We start from the raw sequence: 19,643 nt of genomic DNA, 5'->3' as shown, positions 1-19,643 counted from the left end.
TCAATAAAGTTATTGGCATATAGCCAATAGTTTTAATTTAGTTATCACGTTGTTTACGTTTCTTTGCAGCGTCGATATATGCTTTAAAAATACGTTTTGACGGCTCATCTCCAACAAGTGCGAATTCCTCTGGATGCCATTGAAAGCCAAAAACAAAGGTATGCTCCGTACTTTCCATGCCTTCAATAATTCCATCCAAAGCACGTGCAACGACTTTAAGTGGACTTCCAACTTCATTGCATGCTTGATGGTGATACGAATTCACTTTGAACTCTTCAACTTTTAGCATGTCGTACATCATACTATCTTTATCCAATTTCACAGGATGCGAACGATGAGTTCGCTCTGATTTTTGTTTATGCTGCATCACAGGTTCTTCACGTTGAGAGTGAATACTTTGATAAAGAGATCCCCCTGTGACTACGTTTAACATATGCAATCCACGGCAAACGCCAATATATGGTTTATCTAATTCCAAAATTTTCTGTACAAGCGCATGTTCCATGGCATCTAAACTTGGAGTAATCTTCCCCAAATGAATATGAGGGTCTTGACCATAGTAGGAAGGATCAATGTCTTCCCCACCGGTTACAAATAAAGCATCAATTTGTTCACATAATGAGTCTAAATCCTCGTCAGGTAAAACTGGAATTAAAACCGGGATTCCTCCTGCTTGTGTTATAGTATTTGCATATACTGGAGGCATAAAATAATTGCCATCCTCTCTTACTTCTGCTGTAATACCAATTAGCGGCTTCATCTATATCAGTCCTTCTTTTTTCATTTATCCATCATAATATATACCCTAAAGAAACTACTTAAAACGTTTTAAACTTTCCAATATTATCCTATCTTTATCGACTATTAATTTCTTCCATTAATTTGATAGAATAAATCAAACAAGAGATTCGATTGAAAGGATGCTATCACATTGATTATTCGTAAAATGACAAAACATGACATTCCTAGTTGGATAGAAATGAGAGCAGATTTATGGCCGGATTGTCCCTTACAGAAACATACTGAAGAAATTAATGAGCAACTGAACTCCCCCCAAACGCTTCAAGGATTTATTTTGCTCAAAAATTATCAACCTGTCGGATTTATTGAAGCAGCCATCCATCAAAATGCACATAACACTTATGGACGGGCTGGATATATTGAAGGTTGGTTTATTAAAGAAGAATTCCGACTGAATGGTCATGGAAAGCAATTAGTTCAAGCTGTTGAGCAGTGGTCAATCGCACTAGGATGCGAACAAATCGCTTCAGATGTGGAAGATTTTAATGTAGGAAGCTTTTTTGCTCATACCAAACTAGGCTATATTGAACAATTTCGTGCAGACGGTGAAGTGAAATTTTTAAAATCGCTAATCAGATAAGTGAGGTTCTAAAAATAAAGCACTAAATCTCATGAAATTCAACGATGCCCCTACCCCCAAGCGTTGTTACTTTCACATAACTTAACTTCATCTCCCTAAACAAATGTCCACCTCTCTTAATTCTTAGTGAATACGCTAATAGTCAAGAGAGGTGATAAAATGGATAAGAAAAATAATTGCAGTAAATGTGGAAATAATCACGGTTGTCGTTGTTCAAGAGGACTTAGGGGATTTCCTGGACCTCAAGGTGATTCGGGTCCTCCTGGAGATAAAGGTCCTGCTGGTCCACGAGGAGCTAGAGGAATACCTGGACCTAGAGGTGCTCAAGGGATTCCTGGAGAAACTGGTGAACAAGGGCCGCCTGGGTGTAAGGGGGATACTGGACCTCAAGGACTACCTGGACCTAAGGGACCACCTGGATGTAAGGGAGATACTGGTGGACCTAAGGGACCGCCTGGACCTGAAGGACCACCCGGTTGCAAGGGGGATACTGGACCTAAGGGACCACCTGGACCTGAAGGACCACCCGGTTGCAAGGGGGATACTGGACCTAAGGGACCACCTGGACCTGAAGGACCACCTGGTTGCAAGGGGGATACGGGTCCTAAAGGACAAACTGGACCTGAAGGACAAACTGGACCTGAAGGACCACCTGGTTGCAAGGGGGATACGGGTCCTCAAGGAATCCCGGGTGATAAAGGGGATTCTGGCAATACGGGTCCCCAAGGAATCCCGGGTGAACGTGGTCCTCGAGGATATATGGGATTCCAAGGTTTTAAAGGGGATACTGGCGATACTGGCCCTCAAGGACCTAAAGGATTTCCAGGTCTCCGTGGTGAGCGGGGTCCTCGTGGTCATATGGGATTCAAAGGATCCAAGGGGGATGCAGGTGGTATTTCCCAGTATGCATATATTTACAATACGGAAGAACAATGTTTTGATGAAGAAGGAGATATTTCATTCGACCATCATGGCATTCTGACCGATGGAATCAAACACACCCCGGGCGATTCGATTATCTCAATTCGAGACGAAGGGGATTACGAAATCTATTATCAAATAACCAGTGATCAAGCGAACAGGCTTACACTTTTTGCAAATAATGATCATGAATTGGCAGGAACCACATATAGTCAATCATGCGGAAATTCACCAAACGTAGGGAATATGATTATTCGCATCCAAGCATATACCGATTTAACGCTTAGAATCGAGGCGTACGGCCCTGAACACCTCATCTTACCCTCCTCTGATTGTTGTAAACACACAATCGTAAATGCTGCTATTACAATAAAAAAATTAGATTAAAAAGAAAAGTTACCCTCGTGGTAACTTTTCTTTTTCGTTTGAATCGACTAATGAAGGGAATAACTGATGTATGAAGAATATTAGGAGGTAGATTTAGATTATGACAAAAGATAAATATGAAAAAATTCATCAAGAAATCAAAGGACAAACACAGGAACAACAACCCGGTATTGAATCGAAGATGGACCCGGAACCTATTTATGATGATGAAAACTACAAAGGTTCTGGTAAATTAGCAGGAAAAGTTGCACTGATCACGGGTGGCGACAGCGGAATTGGTCGTGCAGTTGCTATCGCATATGCTAAGGAGGGTGCAAATATTGCCATTGCCTACTTAGACGAACACAGTGACGCTGAAAAAACAGTAAAGTTAATTGAAGCATATGGAGGGAAAGCCTTACATATCGCAACGGATCTAAGCGATGATGAAAACTGTCACGATGTGATAGACCAAGTAATTACGGAGTTTGGTCAATTAAATATATTGGTGAATAATGCGGGTAAACAATTTCCTACGGAGGATTTTTTGAAGATTACACCGGATCAATTACAGGAAACTTTTTCAACTAATATTTTCTCAATGTTTTACTTAACGCAAGCTGCCCTCCCTCATTTATCCAAAGAAGATGCAATTATCAATACGTCGTCTGTTACTGCTTATAGAGGATCGCCACATTTAATCGATTACTCTGCAACCAAAGGTGCCATCACGACATTCACACGATCTTTAGCATTGAACTTAGTTGAAAAAGGCATTCGCGTCAATGCCGTTGCACCTGGTCCAATCTGGACGCCACTTATTCCGGCTACATTTGATAAAGAAGAGGTGGCAAAAGCCGGGGATGACACACCTATGAAGAGACGTGGACAACCAGCTGAGAACGCCCCAGCCTATGTATTTTTAGCCTCCACGGATTCAAGTTACATGATCGGACAGACCCTTCATGTGAATGGTGGAGATTTCATTACTTCGTAAATCAGGAAAGCCCATCGATTTTGAGTCGATGGGCTTTCTCTGTTTTTTCTTTCTTATCGTTCACAAGCGATGAAATCTTTGTCACGATCACTTTTCTTGTTTAAATCGTACAACTTCAAATTCACAAATGGTTTATGCTTTGTAGCTCCACCTACATTTTTTACATTTGAAGCACGAGAAATCCCGCCAGGATAAACCTTGTTTATTTCAGTACAATTTTTATAAGTCTTCAGGTTTACTTTAGGCGTCGCTTCCACTTGTGTTGACCCAACATATCCACATACCAGACTTATTATTAGAAGCATTGCAATTCCCTTTTTCATCAAATAATTCCTCCATCAACAGTAATTTCCAATATCATACATTAAATTACTATTACTTGTCTATAGAAGTAGCAATACAAAATCGTAAGAGATTACTTTATAAAAATGAAAAACCCGACGGAATTACATCTCCGACGGGCTAAATAGTTTATTTTACAGCTGCTGTTAAATAAAACTCATTAATGTCTTTGTAATACTTATTCAATGAATGAGTGGACACTCCGTACCATTCCGCGATTTCTTTGAAACTCCAGTATGGTCCATCAAATAACTGGTGTTCTTGACCAAATCGAATGGCACCCGCAGCAACAGCTGCTTCTTTTCGTGCATTAGGCTGGTTAACGACCAAGTAGTCTTCAACAATGTTTACTAGTCGTTTCGGATTACGATTTTGTTTTTCCAGACGGTCCATGATTTCGAGCAAAATCCCCGCTTCAAAATCTGTAAATTCCCCCCCACCATAGCCATTCGATCCGAGAAGTTCCCAGAACTCTATAAAATGGTTTTTCAAGAAATCCGCTGCTTCTTCTTTATTAGCGACAGCGTTGTTTTTTGCATAAGTCTTCATCACGTCACGATGATCTAATGGAATAAAGATCAAACTTGAAACAGCCAAATAGTGTAGATCTTTTAGGCTGATATCTGGCAAGATGAAGCAGAAGAGATGAACGCCAACAGGTACTGGCTTTTCACTTTCCCGTTTCAAATGAAGTAGTTCGTTCGTTAGGATATCTTTGACCAACATATAATCCTGTTCGATTTCCATTACTTCACCAAGTAGGACAGTAGGTGTTTTCCATTGTTCCAATACCTTGACCACTGCTGGGCGAACTGTTTTTTTCTGTTGCTTTTCGATATATTTCAACCAAATGTCAGGTTTTTGATGGAAGAAGAATTCATCTATTGCAATTGCTTCTATCATTTCTTCGTCCAAGAATTGTTGTAACTTGAATTTCCAATCATCCATTACACTTAATAGTGCAGAGTAATCTTTTCGTTCTGGATATTCATCATAAAATGATTGCAATAAACGATCTAACTCTTCTGAACGAACATCTTCGACAGAGACCGCTTCTTTTCGCTCGCAACATTTCTTATATTTCTTTCCGCTGCCACATGGACACGGGTCATTTCGTCCTACCATTTAAAACACGTCCTTATATTTAAAAAGTCTACACTCTAGTGTAACATGCATTGAGTCTCGTTTATAGGGGGCGAAGGACGTGGGACAAACGTAAGAGAAACAACAGACATTTTGTCGTTGCAGGACAATGTGGAAGGTATATCTTGTGTGAGTGGGCTATTCCTCTTTAAAATTTTTTAAATCGGCATCAACCGTGATTTAATCGGCATGGATTGAATTTTAATCGGCATTATTCTAATTTTAATTGGCAATAACTGTTACTCATTCGGTTTCGCCCAATATTTTCCATTACAATCCCGCATAAAAACCACAACTCAATGAATTGTGGTCTGCTTTTTACATTGATTTATGACTAAATGGACACTTCCCTTTTATTGGCTCAATATCATCACCAATAAAGAATTGTTTCCACTCATTATGATTTGGATCACCAAAATGGCTTATATCTGGATGTTTCGGCAATTGATCCCAAGCTTCTACTCGTTCGCGCACTTTATCGCGTGACATTATTCCTCCCTTTTCCGTGCCTTCAAGTCCTTGAAATATTTTTCTAGGTTGGAATCCAAGAACCATTGAATTTCCTAAATGACGTGTCTTCCTTTGCTTATAAGCTGGGGCATTGCCAAATACGAAAATGGGTTCCCCTTTAAAACGGAAGTCCCAAAGATGGTGATTTGGATCACGAGGTGCTTCAGTTGGCCATTCAATCGGATCTACTTCGTGTAAATACTGTAAGATATCCCAAAACTGTTTGCGATATTGTTCTAAATTCCCTTCAACTTCAAATGGTTCAACAAAAACAAATAATCCATGTCGTTTATGTTTTGGTTCTTTAAATAAGTCGAGAAACCCTTCGATGATTTTCGGTAGATTAGTCCAGTCATCTTGCAGGATATAGCCGTAACGTAATTCCCCTTTTAACTCTCCACTCATTCCGAAATAACAAGGAAATGTTTTATCGGTCACTGTTTGATGAAATGTTTGATATTCATGAAGTAACCATTCGGGTAAATCCGTTCTAGTTGAAAAATCGTCTTTCGTTAATAATGCTTGTTGTTTCGTTAACATGAAATCTCCTCCACCGAACATTTTTTTTCACATGTACTAACGAACTACCCATTACAAAGTCTTTCAAAACAAACGTTGTCACATTTAAATATTTACTTTTCATGTTAAATATTTGAGAAATCGGGAATAACATGAGAAACAATACATATCCCATGGAGGAAAAACGATGAACCAAGAAAGTATAGATGTATTTGAAACAAGTTGTCACAGTGAATATGATATCTTACGTAAAGTAATCGTATGTGAACCACAATTTATGTCGATTGATGAAGTTATTAATGATTGTCAAAAACAATTTATTGATCAAAATATCAATGTTGATCGTGCTTTAAATCAACATCAGGAATTTGTTGAAAAAATGCGTTCACAAGGGATCGAGGTTATTTCTTTATCTGCGAATGAAACGTATCCTGAACAAGTTTTCACAAGGGACATTGGCTTTACTCTAGGCAATCAAACATTTGTGGCTGAAATGGCCAGTTCAATTCGCCGAGGGGAAGAAACAATCTTAGAGAAATGGTTAGACACGCACCACTTACCTTTCGAAAAATTATCGGAACATTATATTGAGGGTGGCGACGTTATTATCGATGGAAACACCATCTTTGTTGGATTAGGTGATCGGACAAGTAAACATGCCATTTCACATCTACAAACTGATTTGCCAGACTATGAACTTATTCAGATTCCATTTGACCCAAAATATTTACATTTAGATTGTATCTTTAATATTCTTTCCCCCACAGATGCCCTGATTTTCCCGCAAGCCCTTAGTGCCGAAACGGTAAAAATGCTGGCTACACGTTATCACTTAATTGAAGTGAGTCCAGAAGAACAATTTACGATGGGCACAAATGTCCTTTCTATAGGAAATAAAAAAGTGTTTAGTTTACCGATGAATAAAAATATTAATGAAAAAATGCGAGCTGAAGGGTATGAGATTATTGAAGTGGATTTCTCGGAGATTATTAAATCTGGGGGTTCATTTAGATGTTGCACCATGCCGATAGAACGTGGGTGATTTTTACATGCTGAATATCAAATGCAACATGACTTGTACTTTTTGAAATATGGCATATTAAACCATCAAAACCGCCCGGAGCAAATGCACCGGACGGTTTTATAAATTGGATAATGCCAGGCACTTCACGATAAAGTGGCAAAAGGGCCTCAAAACACTTCCTTATAGCTTCATGCACTGTTCAATGGCTTTTTTCAAAACGTGTGCACTAATGGTGCAGTCATTTAGGCTTGTCCATTCGGCAGGATTATGACTGACTCCGTCTTTACTTCTTGCAAAAATCATTGCTACTGGGATTTGTGCACCAAAAATCATTGCGTCATGCCCTGCACCGCTCACCAAATATTCTTTATCCATGTTCATTTCATCAAATACATGATTTAAGATTCCCGTCATCTCTTCACCAATCGGTACTGGTGGGGTTCGCATTTTTTCAGAAGTTGTTACTAGAACATTTCGCGACTTGCCAATTTCGTGGGCTTTGTTCACAACATTTGAAACGATTTGATCACGTGAATGTGCTTCTATATCTCGAATATCCGTTATCAAGGTGACTTTACCTGGAATTACGTTTGAGCCATTCGGTTCGACGAGGATTTTCCCAACCGTTGCAACGCTGGTACGATTAACCAGTGTCGGTGCTTTTTCAATATACAAGAACAATTCGGATGCAGCTGTCAATGCATCTTGTCGATCGTCCATTGGTGTATTTCCTGCATGTCCAGCTTTCCCTTCAAAGATAATTTCTGTCCAGGAAGGACCTGCTATTCCCTTTACAATTCCAACTGGCAAGTTAGCTTTTTCCAACTTTTTCCCTTGCTCAATATGTACTTCGATAAATCGCTCGATCCCTAATTTATCTCGTGTAGCCGTCGAAAATCCTTCCAACGTTTTCCCTGTTGTCGCCAGGACTTCTTCGAATGATAATCCGTTCGCATCTTTTAAGGTTACTTGATTGTCCATATCCAAGATGCCGGTGATCATGCGACTGCCTGTCATTCCACCGTCAAACCTAGTTCCTTCTTCATCCGTAAATATGTATACTTCATATGGTTTTACCGGAGTAATTCCCTGCACTTTCCACGCTTCCACGACTTCAAGAGCAGCGATGACACCAAGCGGTCCGTCAAAATGGCCTCCTTCAGGTACACTGTCTACGTGTGAACCAGATGCAATTGCAGCCACATCATGATTCTGTCCCTCGATACGACCCACCACGTTTCCAGCACCGTCTTGCATAACCGTCATTCCTGCTTCCTTCATCCATTCCATCACAAGTTCTTTTGCTCTTTGCTCCAATGGTGAGAACCCAACTCGAGTCACACCGTTTTGAGCAGTTAGTCCGATAGTCGATAACTTTCCTAGCCTTTGTGCAATCCGTTCCCCTGATATCCCATCTCTAGACCATGTAGAATCATAATCCGCAAGCAATGTATATGCCAAATCAAATGACTGTGTCAAAATTTCATTCCCCTTCCTCTATCTGATTATTTACTAGAATACTCACTAATTTAATTGTTTGTAAATAAGATATTAGACATTTCTTACTATTAAATTTTTGTAAGCCATTTCATTCCTAATTTATGTATATGAAGTGGAAATATATCAGAATCTCGTGTTATGTCAGGATAAAATCCACCCTACCAAAGAGGTCAATGATAAACTCTTCTGAAGTGCAAAACTCGAAAGCGAGCCACTAACAGTAATTAAAAAAGAAAGCAAATATGCATCGCATTTAGCGGTGCTAATTTTTGTGTGATTATTTAAATTTTGTAGATGAACAAAATAAAAGTGAAGCTGGTAATGAAATAGTTCTAATATTTTACAATTTATATGTTAATATATCAAAGGCAAGATATTTAATGAATATTACAAAAAATATAAAAAAAGTATAAAAGGGGAAATGGGCAGATGGAGTTTAGAGGTGCAAGTGTTTACGACCAAGAAGATTTTTTAAAAAATTATATGAAGAGAAGAGAAAGAGAGAATAGTCCAAACAATGCTATCGAAAGCCCAATCATATATGAACTCATTGGTAATTTCAAAAATAAAAATATTTTAGACTTAGGTTGTGGAGATGCCTCATTTGGCAAGGAATTACTGAATCTAGGTGCAGGGTCTTATACTGGAATAGAAGGTTCTGAACAAATGGTTGCCTCCGCAAATATGAATTTGTCTGGAGCAAATGGGACAATTCGTAACGATACAATGGAATCTTATAATTACCCAACAGATAAATTTGAACTCGTAACTTCTCGTTTCGCAATACACTATGTTTCAGATATTCATTTACTGTTTCATAATGTGTATAAAACCTTAAAAGATAATGGTCAGTTTGTGTTTAGTGTTCAACATCCTCTCACTACTTCTTCCTTTTTAAGCAAACAAACAGGGGATATACGTAGTAACTGGATAGTTGATGACTATTTTCTCGAAGGAGAAAGAAAAGAACCTTGGATTGAAAAAATAGTTATAAAATACCATCGAACAATTGAACTTTACTTTAAAGCCCTTACTAAATCTGGTTTTTCAGTAGTTGATTTACGTGAAGGAACACCAAAACGTGAACATTTCACCAATGACGAAGAGTTCGAAAGAAGACTAAGAATTCCGGTCGTACTAGCTTTTTCTTGTACGAAGTGAACAGTTAAATATATAAACAAAAAACGCTTGAGTTCCAAGCGCTTTTTATGCAATTTATATTGTGAACTTCGCATAGTATCGCTATTCACAGGTCAATTAGTTACGTTACACACCTCTGAAGAGAACCCTTTATGATAAACGTACGTTTTTAAATTTGTAAATGTAGTAATATATTTAAAGGCGGCCATTCGTTCAAAATTGAACGAATGATCGCCTTTTCTTTATAAGACAAATGCATCGTTGACGATTACGTAAGTCTTTTTGGGTCTTCCTGGACGGCCGGATGATTCTTCTCCAACGACCTCGAGTAAGCCCATTTGTTCAAGTTCGTTCAAGATTCGGCGAGTGTTGCGATCTGTGTTTTTCAAAAGGCTGGTTATCAGTTCACTACTGAATTGGGTAATGCGTTTTAAGTTCAGAAAATGATAGATTTTTGCTGGAATGATCGGTGTGTAGTCATTCTCCTGAAGTGTTTGCTTCCAATGGTCAGGTAGATTTTCTACGGTATAATAACTCGTATGCTCTTTGGAATAGTCGAGGACTTTCTTGTCTTCGTCGACAAAAATGATGCTTGTGTCATTTTCGGCTGAATCTTGTAAGAAAGCAATATCAACATGCCTCCCAGCCTCGTATACGGTATAGCCCGAACCAATTCCAACCATTAATTTCTGTGACATTTGTAATTCAACCTCTTTTACTACATCAACAAATGATTGTGTTGATTGAAGCAATTCTATATCCCCATACGTCGTATAAATATGAAAACGTCCATCCTGTTGATCGATTAAGTTGCCGTTTAGCAGTTCGGAGACATGGACGAGATGCAATCCCAATTGAAGATTTCTTCTTCGCTCGTCATATTTATGCAATGTCCCAATACTAGCTTCTGAACCTTTTAATTCAATGCCAATAATGGCGACTTTTAGCTTTTCATATATTTGGGTATTTGCACGGGAAACCAAAAAATTGAGAATCGTCTGAATCGCCAGCTGGGAAGGAACAAGACGGTAACAAGGGACACCTAACTCAACCAATGCGTTGTACACATTCAATAAACAGGTCAATGCGACTTCAGTATTTCCACTTTCAAAGTGCTTCACATGAAAATCAATTAATTCATCGTAAGGTTTGTAATGTTTATATGGACATAATTCGAGCGATAAATCTTGCAGTGAAAATTCATTCATTATGAGCTCGACCGTTTTTATATCCACGGTATCCAGACTCATTCGTTTAACCAATTTTCCTTTATCATGCACTACCTGCATACAAGTGCCGAGCAGGCTTATGCCATGTAGTGGTGGATAACTTGCCTCTTCTTCGGTAATCCAGCCATGATTGAGTGCATAATAATAAGGATTTTGGCCAGAAAATATCCATTGCGTCACGTCGTATCGATTTTTGTTCAATATGGATTGAAGCTGATCGGGATGTGAGTATTCAAACTCGATCAATTCAATGCGTGAATCTTTTTCCGCTACTTTTCTCATCTGCTGTAATGAGTCATTGGGTCCTATAGCACCTATTTTCACTTTCATACAAATGCTTTCCTTTCCTACATCTTCTAACTAGGCAAGACATTCGTATTTTTATTGAGTAATGGATAATGGCACGCAACAAAATGATTCGGTAAAATTTCTTCGTATGCTGGATCTTTTTGTTTACACAAATCAGTTGCATATGGGCAACGCGGATGGAAATGGCAGCCAGAAGGAGGATTGCTTGGATTCGGAATTTCCCCTTCGATCAACAGATGCTCTTTCCGAAAACGCGGATCGGGTATCGGGACCGAATCAAGCAGTGCATGTGTATATGGATGCAATGGTCTCTCGAAAATTTCATCGCGCCCAGCAAGTTCCACCATTCGCCCCAAGTACATAACCCCTATACGGTTGCTGATGTGACGGACAGCCGGTAACCCATGAGCAATAAAAATATAAGTCAAACCTAGTTCTCTCTGAAGTTTCTTCAATAAATTTAAAATCTGTGCTTGAATCGAGACGTCCAGAGCGGATACAGCTTCATCACAGACGATTACTTTCGGCTTTAAGGCTAGCGCTCGTGCGATGCCTATTCGTTGACGTTGTCCACCACTGAACTCATGAGGATATCGTTTTAATTGATGTTCACCCAATCCTACAAGTTTCATTAAATTCACGACTTCTTGTCGTAATGACTTACCCTTGGCCAATCCATGAACCACAAGGGGCTCACCAATAATTTCTTCGACAGTCATTCTTGGATTTAATGAAGAATACGGATCTTGGAAGATTACTTGTAAGTCACGTCTGGCTTTTCTTAATTCTTGCTGGGACATCCCTGCGATATCTTGGTCTCTAAAATAGATATGACCTTCCGTAGCATCGAGTAAACCTAGAATCAGTTGTCCTGTAGTGGATTTCCCACAACCTGATTCCCCAACAATACCGAGTGTTTCTCCTTCATATACTTGAAAATTCAGTCCATCGACGGCACGGACTTTTGAAGTCGTCTTTTTTATGAGACCTTTCGTCATATCAAAGTGTTTTTTTAAGTTTTGAACTTTCAATATTACTTTATCTTCTACAGCTTTACTTTCAGCAACTTCCTTTTCGTTCATAATCAGCATGTCATTTCACCTCCTAAACTTTGATGCAGCGTTTTGCGTGTCCTTCATTTACGTATTCAAGAGCTGGATGAATTTTGGTACATTCAATATCAGCTAGGGGGCATCGCGGATGGAACTTACAACCAGACGGCATATTTGCCGGATTCGGGACAGTACCTTCTATTGAATACAAATCATCCACCACGTCGTGTACTTTTGGAATCGATGCCATCAGTCCTTTTGTATAGGGATGAAGAGGATTCTCGAAAAGTTCATAAATCGGTGCTTCTTCAACCACTTCTCCTGCATACATAACAATTACTCGATCCGCAAGTTCTGCCACCACACCTAAGTCATGTGTAATGATCATGATACTCGTATTGGATTTTTCTTTCAGGTTGCGCATTAACGTCAGGATTTGCGCTTGAATGGTTACATCCAATGCGGTGGTTGGCTCATCCGCAATCAATAGCCGAGGGTTACAAGACAATGCCATTGCAATCATAACCCGTTGTCGCATCCCACCTGATAATTGGTGTGGGAAACGCCCCATTGCTTTTTCTGCATCCGGAATTCCAACCAGTTCCAGCATTTGAATTCCACGAATATTTGCTTGTTGCTTTGTCATTTTAAAGTGAACAATCAGTGTTTCCCGTAGTTGATAACCAACTGTAAATACAGGGTTAAGTGCTGTCATTGGTTCCTGGAATATCATCGAGATTTCATTTCCACGTAATGCCCGATAATCTTTTTTGCTTAATGTGCGCAAGTTTTTGTCTCGGAATGACATTTCCCCTTCATATACTTCACCATTTGGTGGTAAAATCCCCATCAAAGCTAGAGATGTAACACTTTTACCACTACCGGACTCCCCTACAATCGCCAATGTTTCGCCTTCGTTCATATTGAAGGTCACACCATTTACAGTTGAAATAAAGCCATCTTCAGTTTTAAAGCGGACTTTTAAATCTTTAATGTCCATCAATTTCTCAGCCATGATATCACCTCCCGATTAGTCTTTAATTTTCGGATCCAGTATGTCTCTTAACCAGTCACCAAGGAAAATAACGCCAAGCACTGTAATCGTTATCGCTACACCAGGGAAAGTGGCTACCCACCAGCTAGTCGCAATGTATTGTCTACCATCACTCAACATTAGACCCCATGAAACATCTGGTGACTGAATGCCTAATCCCAAAAAGCTCAAACTTGCTTCCAGGATGATGGTCGATGCCACATTCAATGTAGCAATGACGATAAATGACGATATGACATTCGGTAATATATATTTTGTAATGATTCGATAATCTTTAGCTCCAATAGCTCTCGCTGATCTCACAAAATCTCTTTCTTTGACGCTGAGTGTCTCACTTCTCACCATGCGCGCATAAACCACCCATGATGTTCCCCCAAGGACTAATATCAAAGTGCTTAGACTTGGTCCCAAAACGGCAAGGATAATTAACATGAATAAAATATTTGGAATGGCCAGGAAGGAATCGACCGTTCTCATGATAATGAAATCCCATACTTTCCCGTAGAATCCCGCTACCAATCCAAAAAACATTCCGATAATGCCTGCCAGAATGACTGAGCTGATTCCAACCAACAAGGAAATGCGGGAACCATAGATAATGCGGCTCAACACGTCACGACCTAAGTTATCAGTCCCAAGTGGATAATCCATGCTTCCTCCATCAACCCAGAATGGAGGGAGCAAACGGTGAACAACATCTGTTTTGGCTGGGTCGTACATGGCTATGAATGGTGCCAAAATAGCCATAAGACTGACTGCAAGAACGATCAACAGTCCCACAAGACCTGTTTTACTTTTCAATAATCGGATTCCCAGTTTTCTCATTCGCTTGCCGTAACTGGCATTTGTAATAACAACTGTCTGTTCTGAAATCGAAGTCATTTCATAGCCTCCTTAATCGTATTTGATTCGCGGATCTAACATTCGATACATTAAATCTGCAATTAGGTTACTCATAATAACAAATATAGCAATGAGGAATGTCGCTGCCTGGACAACTGACATATCGCGTAAATTTACGGCTTGAACCAGAAGCTGACCCAATCCTGGCCATGCAAAAACGGTTTCTGTAATAAGGGTTCCACCGATCAATGTGGAAGTTTGCAATGCCATTATCGTCACAACTGGTATCAAGGCATTTCGAAATGCATGCTTGTTGACGACAATGCCTTCTTTCAATCCTTTACTGCGAGCGGTTCTAATAAAGTCCTGGCCTAAAATTTCAAGCATGCTCGAGCGAATAAGACGCGTCATCTCAGCTGCAATACCAGTTCCCAGAGTAAGTGCCGGCAGGATGAGATGCTGAAATCCATCTCTCCCGGAAACCGGGAAAATCTGAACATTGACGGCCAGGAATAATATGAGCATGATTCCCAGCCAGAAGCTTGGCATCGCTTTCCCTAAAACCGCACCACCTGTAATAAATAAATCAAAAAAGCTATTTCGCTTTACTGCGGATAATATTCCTAGTGGCACAGATATGAGGATGGCTACAATCATCGAGGCAAATGCCAATTCAAACGTTGCAGGTAATCGTTCCAACACAAGTGCCATGGCATCCGTATTGTATCGGAAGGAGTCTCCAAAATCACCTCTTACTAAATCCCCTAAATATGTAAAATATTGAACAGGCAAGGGCTCATTGAATCCTAGTGCTTCTCTTAATGATTCACGTTCTTCTTCTGTTGCTGTTTCAGGAAGCATCAAAGAAACGGGATCCCCGGTTACTCTTACCAACAAGAATACAATCAGTGTAATGAGGAGTAATACGGGTATGGTTTTTAACAGGTTTTGAAATAAATATTTCATACGTTTGCGCCTCCTCTTCTCAGGTTCCGGATATGATAAAAAAAGAGGGGATTAGTCCCCTCTAGTTATTTCAATGTAATATTGTCCACGTAGAACATTTCATCCAAACGGGGCTCAAATGAAACTCTATCGTTAACACCATAAATGGACTCCAATTGGTATAGATAAATCTGTGGTCGATCCTCAGCAATTAATTCCTGCGCTTGTTTGTATTGCTCATTACGTTCTTCCAAATTCATGTTTGATTCAGCAGTTTGCAACAACACTTCAGTTTCTGGGTTATCGTAGTCTGTTTCACCAACTGCTTTATCCTTCTTCAAACGATCAAGTGCCAAAGAAGCATCAAACATTGAGTTTCCGTAACCGATAAAGAATAAATCTCCGAATCCTTTTTCCTGGTATTTTGCATTGAATGAACTCCATTCTAGGAATTCAAGGTTAACCTTAATCCCGACTTCCTGTAACATTGCTGCCATTAACTCAGCAGTTTCTTTATCTTTTAAATAACGACCATTCGGTGAACTTAATGAAAGTTCAAGACCATCTGCATAACCTGCTTGTGCCAGCAATTCTTTTGCTTTTTCAGGGTCATATAAAGTTTTACCAAATAAGTCTTCATTTGCACCTACGTTACCTGGTGTTACTCGTGTACGTGTTACTTTGCCTGCTCCTTCAAGCAATGAATCTACAATTGCTTGCTTATCAATCGCTAAATCAATCGCTTCACGAACAAGTGGATCGGCAGTTGGACCTTCTCCTCCAGTACGGGCAACAAGCATCATGACTCGTTGAGTTGGGGATTTCATGATGGATACTCCATCCGTGGCATCAATCCGTTCCAAGTCAGTTGGTGGGATGTTTACGGCAATATCAACACCGCCAGTCAATAACTCGGAAACACGTGTTGAATCCTCAGGAATGCTTCGGAACACAACTTCTTCCCATTTAGCTGGCTCGCCAAAATAGTCCGCATAAGCTTCAAGAGTCAAACGATCATCTTTCTTCCACTCTTTAAATTTATAAGGGCCAGATCCAATTGGTGCTTCCATGAACACTTCCCAACCTTCACTTTCGATATAATCTTTTGGTAGGATACCAGAACCAATTCGAGATAATCGGTTTAAAAGAGCAGGTTCGGAATTTTCAGTCACAATATCAAATTCGTAATCGCCTTTCACAACAACTTCCTGAATTTGCTTGTAAGAACCGTGTTCCAATAAAGTATCATCTTTTGCAACGCGTTCAAGCGTGAATTTAACATCATCAGCAGTCAACTCTTCACCGTTGTGGAATTTAACGCCTTCTTTCAATTTGAAAGACCATGTTTTTTCATCTACGTTTTCCCAGCTTTCCGCTAAGTCAGGCAAGAATCCTTCTTCCCCGCCATTTTTCACTAAGTAATTGAACATATTGACGTGAACAGCTTCTGTGCTTGTTGTGTTGTGGTTATGGATATCAAAAGAAGAAAGATCTGTTCCATTTGCGATGACCAATGTTTTTGATTCACTTGATTCAACAGGTTTATCACCCTTAGCTCCTTCTTTTTCGCCATCTGAACAACCCGCTACCAACAGCGTAAGAATTAAAAACAATGCACTTAATTTTTTCTTCATGTACGTTCCCCCTCTTCCCCTTGTAAATATTTATGAGTTAAATAGCTTAAAACCGTCATCCCATAACGCATTGCTTCTTCATCGACATTGAATTTGGTTGTATGAAGTCCTAATGATGTCGATTCCCCGGTTTTCGTTCCAAGATTGAAGAACACCGATGGCACTTCTTGTGAAAAGTAAGCAAAATCTTCCCCACCCATGGATGGGTTTCTATATATCAATGCCTCTTCGCCAAATAACTCGGATATCACTTCATGAAGAAGGACTTTAGCAGATTCATCATTTTGAACAGAAGGAGTAACACGGTCATAAGTTAATCGAACCGTTGCACCAAAAGCGGCTGCTACATTGGAGGCAATTTGCTCAATTCGTTTTGGCATTTCCTCTCGTGTAGCGGGAAGTAAAGTTCGTACCGTCCCGTTTACCGTCACCGTATTTGGTAAGATTGTAGCTTTCGTTCCACCTTGGATTTGTCCAACACTTAATACAACAGAATCGAGTGGATCAATTTGGCGACTCACGATTTGTTGAAGTGCAACAAGCACTTGTGCCGTAATCATAACGGCATCAATCGCTAAATGTGGATGAGCGGCATGACCACCTTTCCCTGTCACTTCAAGTTCGAAAATATCAACCGCCGCGCCACTGAATACCGCATTGGATGTACCGAACTCACCAACTTTCAGGGCTGGAGCGACATGAAGTCCTGCCATTAGGTCCATCGGTGGGTTTTGCAGTGCACCAGCATCAATCATCGCTTTTGCCCCGGCACCGACTTCTTCAGCTGGTTGGAAAATCAATTTCAATGTCCCTCGCTTAAGTCCGATCATCGAGTAGACTTTTGCAACTCCGAGTAAATTGGTCGTATGGACATCATGACCACATGTATGCGCTACATTGGCATTGATACTTTTGTAGTCTTCATTAATTTCGTCAGGCATTGGCAATGCATCCATATCAGCACGTAATCCAATGACCGGACCAGGAATTGTCCCTTTCAGCACTCCGATGACTCCCGTTCCACCAACACCCTCTGTTACCTCGTAACCCCATTCACGCAAATACGCTGCGACGATAGAAGCCGTACGTGTTTCCTGAAAAGCAAGCTCTGGATTTTGTCGCAAATCCCGTCGTATGACGACCATTTCATCAAATACAGCGTCAACCGCTTCGACTAAAGCAGGATGCAACTCTTTCACTCGGTCAAACGGTTGTTGCGTTTGTAACAGGTTCACTCAGGTCAGCTCCATTCTCATTCATCTTTTCTTCAAATTTAAATACTAGCGCAGCCATCAGTTTGATGTTTTCGATAAAATCATCAACCCGTATATTTTCATTTGGTGCGTGTGTATAAGAAGCAAAATGTCCAACGCCGAAGGATACAGAAGGTATACCGAATCGTTGGCATAAATCAAACATGGGTCCTGTCCCTGGTGTATTTGGAATTACATTGGGAGGCAGGTCGCAATAGGTGCCAATCGTTTCAATAACCGCTTGAGCCAGTTTTTCGGAAGGATGGGTACGTGCAGCTTCTTCCGATCCAAAAACACGGATTCCGATGTCATCATAACCGTGAGTATTTAGATAAGTGCGTAAATCCTCCAATAATTGATGAGGGTTTTGACCAGGAACTAATCGGAAATCAATCTTGGCAAATGCTTCAGATGGCAATACCGTCTTAGACCCTTCTCCTGTATAACCCGATTGAATGCCACAAATATTACATGTCGGTTCGTATATGTGTTTCGCTTTCAATTCTTCACCGGTCAACCCATTTACAAATTTTTCGATTCCCAAGTGATCCAATGTTGATTTTTCTTCCAAAAGATAGTGAGAAAGCAACTCTTGTTCTTCTTCCGTAATGGGAGTGATGGAATCATAGAAACCTGGGATGAGAACTCGATCATTCGGATCTTTCAATAAATTCAATGCCCAAATCAATCTCCAAATGGGACTTTCAATAATTGAAGCTTGCGCTGAATGTAGATCGGTGTTTGCTCCTTTGATGAAAAGTTCTACATATAACATGCCTTTTACGCCAAGTGATACTTGCAAGCGATCATCCGCATCACGATACCCAAATTCCCAAACGCATCCATCCGATTGAATTTTATCTTGATGCTTATCTGCAAAATCAGCTAAATGAATACTTCCAATCTCTTCTTCGCCTTCAAAAATAAACTTGATATCAATTGGAAGTCCACCAGTTACTTGCTTGATGGCATGGATTGCAGCCACGCGAGCGATAAGGTTTCCTTTATTGTCCGCGACTCCACGGGCATAAATTTTTCCATCCTTGAATGTTGGTTCAAAAGGAGGAGTATCCCACAGTTCAATGGGATCTTCTGGTTGTACATCGTAATGATTATAGAAACTTAAAGTAGTTGGCTTCGTACCCTTTAAATGTGAGTAAACAACTGGATATCCTCTTGTAGGTAATAATTCCGGTTTAGTTTGAAGTGCTTTGTCAAACAGGTCTTCAATGAAATCTGTACTTTCCTTCATCCCGCGATTTTGTGCAGCTACACTTGGAATCCGGCAAAAATCAGTTAACCATTTGATATATTCGCCACGTTGTTCTTCAATAAATGCAAAAATTTGTTTGTCCAATAACTTAGTCCTCCTTTTAGGAAAAATACCTTAATTAATTTCTTTAACACTACTTAATTCTAAATATTTTGTCAATGTATTATTTTACTATTTTAAACATATTGATTTATCAGACTTATTGTGG

The 19,643-nt window shown here is 39.9% G+C and carries 18 protein-coding genes; 5 read left to right on the top strand and 13 right to left on the bottom strand.

The genetic code is table 11. The annotated features are described in order from the left end of the window. Positions 1 to 37 precede the first annotated feature (37 nt). Entirely contained in the window at positions 38 to 760 is a 723-nt protein-coding gene (locus GY23_RS00390) for a gamma-glutamyl-gamma-aminobutyrate hydrolase family protein (RefSeq protein ID WP_075617230.1), read from the bottom strand. A 171-nt stretch (positions 761 to 931) separates the two neighbouring features. Here GY23_RS00390 and GY23_RS00385 point away from each other — a divergent pair, with 171 nt between their 5' ends. From GY23_RS00385 to GY23_RS00375, 3 genes are all read left to right on the top strand, one after another. Continuing rightward, the gene (locus GY23_RS00385; RefSeq protein ID WP_075617229.1) at positions 932 to 1,381 is read left to right on the top strand and encodes a GNAT family N-acetyltransferase; all 450 of its coding nucleotides are present in this window, start codon (positions 932 to 934) and stop codon (positions 1,379 to 1,381) included. A 151-nt stretch (positions 1,382 to 1,532) separates the two neighbouring features. Next, positions 1,533 to 2,363 (top strand): hypothetical protein, encoded by an 831-nt coding sequence (locus tag GY23_RS00380; RefSeq protein WP_245827522.1) that lies wholly within the window; start codon positions 1,533 to 1,535, stop codon positions 2,361 to 2,363. 426 nt (positions 2,364 to 2,789) lie between these two features. Then, on the top strand, positions 2,790 to 3,665 hold the full coding sequence (locus GY23_RS00375) for an SDR family oxidoreductase (protein WP_075617227.1): 876 nt from the start codon (positions 2,790 to 2,792) through the stop codon (positions 3,663 to 3,665). 53 nt (positions 3,666 to 3,718) lie between these two features. Here GY23_RS00375 and GY23_RS00370 read toward each other — a convergent pair whose 3' ends face one another. The 3 genes from GY23_RS00370 to GY23_RS00360 form a co-directional block, all read right to left on the bottom strand. Further along, positions 3,719 to 3,988 (bottom strand): excalibur calcium-binding domain-containing protein, encoded by a 270-nt coding sequence (locus GY23_RS00370; RefSeq protein WP_075617226.1) that lies wholly within the window; start codon positions 3,986 to 3,988, stop codon positions 3,719 to 3,721. Between the two features lie 148 nt (positions 3,989 to 4,136). Continuing rightward, a complete protein-coding gene (locus GY23_RS00365; protein WP_075617225.1) occupies positions 4,137 to 5,132 on the bottom strand; it encodes a YecA family protein in 996 nt (331 codons plus the stop codon). Between the two features lie 336 nt (positions 5,133 to 5,468). Further along, positions 5,469 to 6,200, bottom strand: coding sequence for a YqcI/YcgG family protein (locus tag GY23_RS00360; RefSeq protein WP_075617224.1), 732 nt, complete (start codon positions 6,198 to 6,200; stop codon positions 5,469 to 5,471). 166 nt (positions 6,201 to 6,366) lie between these two features. On the opposite strand from GY23_RS00360, the gene GY23_RS00355 reads away from it, so the two are divergent. Continuing rightward, positions 6,367 to 7,221 carry a dimethylarginine dimethylaminohydrolase family protein gene (locus GY23_RS00355; protein WP_075617223.1) on the top strand — a complete coding sequence of 285 codons (855 nt, stop codon included), beginning with the start codon at positions 6,367 to 6,369 and terminating at the stop codon, positions 7,219 to 7,221. 162 nt (positions 7,222 to 7,383) lie between these two features. Here the strand turns inward: GY23_RS00355 and GY23_RS00350 are convergent, their stop codons facing one another. Further along, the gene (locus tag GY23_RS00350) at positions 7,384 to 8,682 is read right to left on the bottom strand and encodes a Zn-dependent hydrolase (RefSeq protein ID WP_075617222.1); all 1,299 of its coding nucleotides are present in this window, start codon (positions 8,680 to 8,682) and stop codon (positions 7,384 to 7,386) included. A gap of 450 nt (positions 8,683 to 9,132) precedes the next feature. Between GY23_RS00350 and GY23_RS00345 the strand changes: the two genes are divergently transcribed. Beyond that, the gene (locus tag GY23_RS00345; RefSeq protein WP_075617221.1) at positions 9,133 to 9,864 is read left to right on the top strand and encodes a class I SAM-dependent methyltransferase; all 732 of its coding nucleotides are present in this window, start codon (positions 9,133 to 9,135) and stop codon (positions 9,862 to 9,864) included. 221 nt (positions 9,865 to 10,085) lie between these two features. Here GY23_RS00345 and GY23_RS00340 read toward each other — a convergent pair whose 3' ends face one another. From GY23_RS00340 to GY23_RS00305, 8 genes are all read right to left on the bottom strand, one after another. Continuing rightward, positions 10,086 to 11,402 (bottom strand): hypothetical protein, encoded by a 1,317-nt coding sequence (locus GY23_RS00340; protein ID WP_075617220.1) that lies wholly within the window; start codon positions 11,400 to 11,402, stop codon positions 10,086 to 10,088. 26 nt (positions 11,403 to 11,428) lie between these two features. Beyond that, a complete protein-coding gene (locus tag GY23_RS00335; protein WP_139311055.1) occupies positions 11,429 to 12,472 on the bottom strand; it encodes an ABC transporter ATP-binding protein in 1,044 nt (347 codons plus the stop codon). A 13-nt stretch (positions 12,473 to 12,485) separates the two neighbouring features. After that, positions 12,486 to 13,448: an ABC transporter ATP-binding protein gene (locus GY23_RS00330; RefSeq protein ID WP_075617219.1), complete on the bottom strand. Its 963-nt coding sequence runs from the start codon at positions 13,446 to 13,448 to the stop codon at positions 12,486 to 12,488. Between the two features lie 15 nt (positions 13,449 to 13,463). Next, the gene (locus GY23_RS00325; RefSeq protein ID WP_075617218.1) at positions 13,464 to 14,369 is read right to left on the bottom strand and encodes an ABC transporter permease; all 906 of its coding nucleotides are present in this window, start codon (positions 14,367 to 14,369) and stop codon (positions 13,464 to 13,466) included. Between the two features lie 12 nt (positions 14,370 to 14,381). Next, the gene (locus GY23_RS00320) at positions 14,382 to 15,296 is read right to left on the bottom strand and encodes an ABC transporter permease (RefSeq protein WP_075617217.1); all 915 of its coding nucleotides are present in this window, start codon (positions 15,294 to 15,296) and stop codon (positions 14,382 to 14,384) included. A 65-nt stretch (positions 15,297 to 15,361) separates the two neighbouring features. Continuing rightward, positions 15,362 to 16,909 carry an ABC transporter substrate-binding protein gene (locus tag GY23_RS00315; protein WP_075617216.1) on the bottom strand — a complete coding sequence of 516 codons (1,548 nt, stop codon included), beginning with the start codon at positions 16,907 to 16,909 and terminating at the stop codon, positions 15,362 to 15,364. After that, the gene (locus tag GY23_RS00310) at positions 16,906 to 18,144 is read right to left on the bottom strand and encodes a M20 metallopeptidase family protein (RefSeq protein WP_245827519.1); all 1,239 of its coding nucleotides are present in this window, start codon (positions 18,142 to 18,144) and stop codon (positions 16,906 to 16,908) included. Before GY23_RS00310 ends, GY23_RS00315 begins: the two co-directional genes overlap by 4 nt. Then, positions 18,113 to 19,519 carry a M20/M25/M40 family metallo-hydrolase gene (locus GY23_RS00305; protein WP_075617215.1) on the bottom strand — a complete coding sequence of 469 codons (1,407 nt, stop codon included), beginning with the start codon at positions 19,517 to 19,519 and terminating at the stop codon, positions 18,113 to 18,115. Before GY23_RS00305 ends, GY23_RS00310 begins: the two co-directional genes overlap by 32 nt. Between the last annotated feature and the right edge of the window lie 124 nt (positions 19,520 to 19,643).

The sequence above is a fragment of the Paenisporosarcina indica genome (assembly GCF_001939075.1).
Lineage (GTDB): Bacteria > Bacillota > Bacilli > Bacillales_A > Planococcaceae > Paenisporosarcina > Paenisporosarcina indica.
Note: the sequence above shows the minus strand (reverse complement) of the source record. Positions and strands in the feature narration are given on the sequence as shown.